We start from the raw sequence: 2,017 nt of genomic DNA on the forward strand, positions 1-2,017 counted from the left end.
AGACACTCGTATATCGTCGTTAATCCTTGGTTCGTCGCTAATGATGACTCCTTCTCAAATACCACAACATCCACTGCCCGGCGAAGAACCCATAGGTTTCGAACATGACCGTCGCAGCCGTATAGCAACGAAACCGTCAATGCCTGCACCGTAATACTGACGGTCAACCGTCACCGGCGCGGGTCGAACCCGAAGCCATGGAAGGCTCCCAGGTGGGATCATCCGCTTTCTTGATTTCTCAAGCCGAGTAGCAGTATAACACAACCCTTAGGACCGGGCCTAGTCAGGCGGTTGCTCCGTCCACCAGGGGCAGGTAGTCTCCGTAACCCTCCTCCTCCATCCGGTCCCGCGGAACGAACCGCAGGGCGGCGGAGTTCATGCAATAGCGTTGCCCGCCACGGTCAGCCGGGCCGTCGTCGAAGACGTGTCCCAAATGGATTCCGGTCTGTGCCGTCCGCACCTCGATCCGAGGACGACCCAGCAGCTTGTAGTCCTTGCGGTTGACCAGCAGGTCGGGATCTATGGGCTTGGTGAATGCCGGCCAGCCACAACCCGAGTCGTACTTGTCCGCCGAGGAGAAGAGTGGCTGCCCGCTGACCACGTCCACATAGATGCCCGGGCGGAATTCCCCATCGTAGGCGTTGGCGAAGGGCCGTTCGGTGGCCGAGTGCTGGGTGACCTCGTAGCTTTCAGGGTCCAGGGACCAGATGCGCTCGATGTAGCGCTGGCGGGAGGCGGCGTTGGCGATGGCCTCCAGGGGAATGTGGCAGTATCCGCCGGGGTTCTTGAGCAGGTAGTCCTGGTGGGACTCCTCCGCCGGATAGAAGTTGATCAAGGCCTCCACCTGCACAGCGGGCTGACGGCCGGTCCTGCGCTCCAGCTCCTCCAGAGCGCGACGGAAGACAGGCTCTTCCTGCTCGCGATGCTCGGAATCCCAGTAGAGGCCGCTGCGGTACTGCCTGCCCCGGTCATTGCCCTGCCGATCCACCGAGAAGGGGTCGATCAGATCCAGCAGAAGCAGGGTCAGGGTCCGCAGACTGACCGTCTGGGGATCATAGGTCAACCGCACGCTCTCCACAGCGTCGGTGACACCGCTGCAGACCTGCTCATAACTGGGGTTGGGCACTGTGGACTGAGCGTATCCCACCTGAGTGTCGATAATCCCGTCCACCTCTTGGAAGAACCGCTCGATGCCCCAGAAGCATCCCCCGGCCAGGACGAGCGTAGCCGTGCTGTTGGTCGAAATCTTGTTCTTGTCCATGATTCCTCCTCACATACCGGTACCTATCGCTAGCTTCAACAAAATCCGGAGAGCCCCTATTCCGTCCTTCCAGCCTCTTGACAGCCTTCTCACATTGTCGACCGGCCTGGCCCCAGCAGCGCAAAAGGCGATTACGATTGCTGACCATCTCCAAATCGAAGTCAGGAGGCGGGTCATGCCACGAATGCAGCAAGACGCAGACGAAGATGTTAAGTCCTCCGGGACCATCCTGGGCTCCCTGGCTGTGGCCTTCCCGCGGACCCTGCCCATCATGGCCGGATTCCTTGTGCTGGGGATCTCCTACGGCTTTCTGATGACCAGCCGCGGATTCCCGGTGATATACCCGCTAGCCATGAGCGCCCTGATCTACGCCGGGTCCATGGAGTTCGTGACCGTGGACCTGCTCATGTCCACCTTCAATCCCTGGGGCGCGCTGATGCTCACCCTGATGGTTAATGCACGGCACCTTTTCTACGGCCTGGCCATGCTGCCGGTATTTCGAGGGACGGGCCGGAAGAAACCCTACTTGATTTTCGGCATGTGCGATGAGACCTTCGCCCTGGAGTCCGCAGATCCTCACCCGGCCGGGACCGACAAGGGCTGGTACCTCTTCTTCGTCACCCTGCTCAACCAGATCTACTGGGTAGGCGGCGCCACACTAGGCGCTGTGCTGGGCAATCTGGCGAACTTCGACACCCGGGGGCTGGATTTCGTGCTGACCGCCATGTTCCTGGTGCTCTTCCTGGAGCAGTGGCG

2 protein-coding genes are annotated in these 2,017 nt (G+C 60.6%); one reads left to right on the plus strand and one right to left on the minus strand.

Annotated elements, in window-relative coordinates:
• Positions 1-283: 283 nt before the first annotated feature.
• On the minus strand, positions 284-1,261 hold the full coding sequence (gene msrB, locus AC0AP0_RS12755; RefSeq protein ID WP_261254238.1) for a peptide-methionine (R)-S-oxide reductase MsrB: 978 nt from the start codon (positions 1,259-1,261) through the stop codon (positions 284-286).
• Between the two features lie 175 nt (positions 1,262-1,436).
• On the opposite strand from msrB, the gene AC0AP0_RS12760 reads away from it, so the two are divergent.
• A partial coding sequence (locus AC0AP0_RS12760; RefSeq protein WP_490430758.1) for an AzlC family ABC transporter permease occupies positions 1,437-2,017 on the plus strand: 581 nt, incomplete at its 3' end.

It is taken from the genome of Bifidobacterium sp. POST2/T3 (B1), from assembly GCF_058197115.1.

Bases quoted from the DNA above. Each gene is read 5' to 3' on its own strand.
- msrB (WP_261254238.1), bottom strand. From the start codon at position 1,261: ATGGACAAGAACAAGATTTCGACCAACAGCACGGCTACGCTCGTCCTG.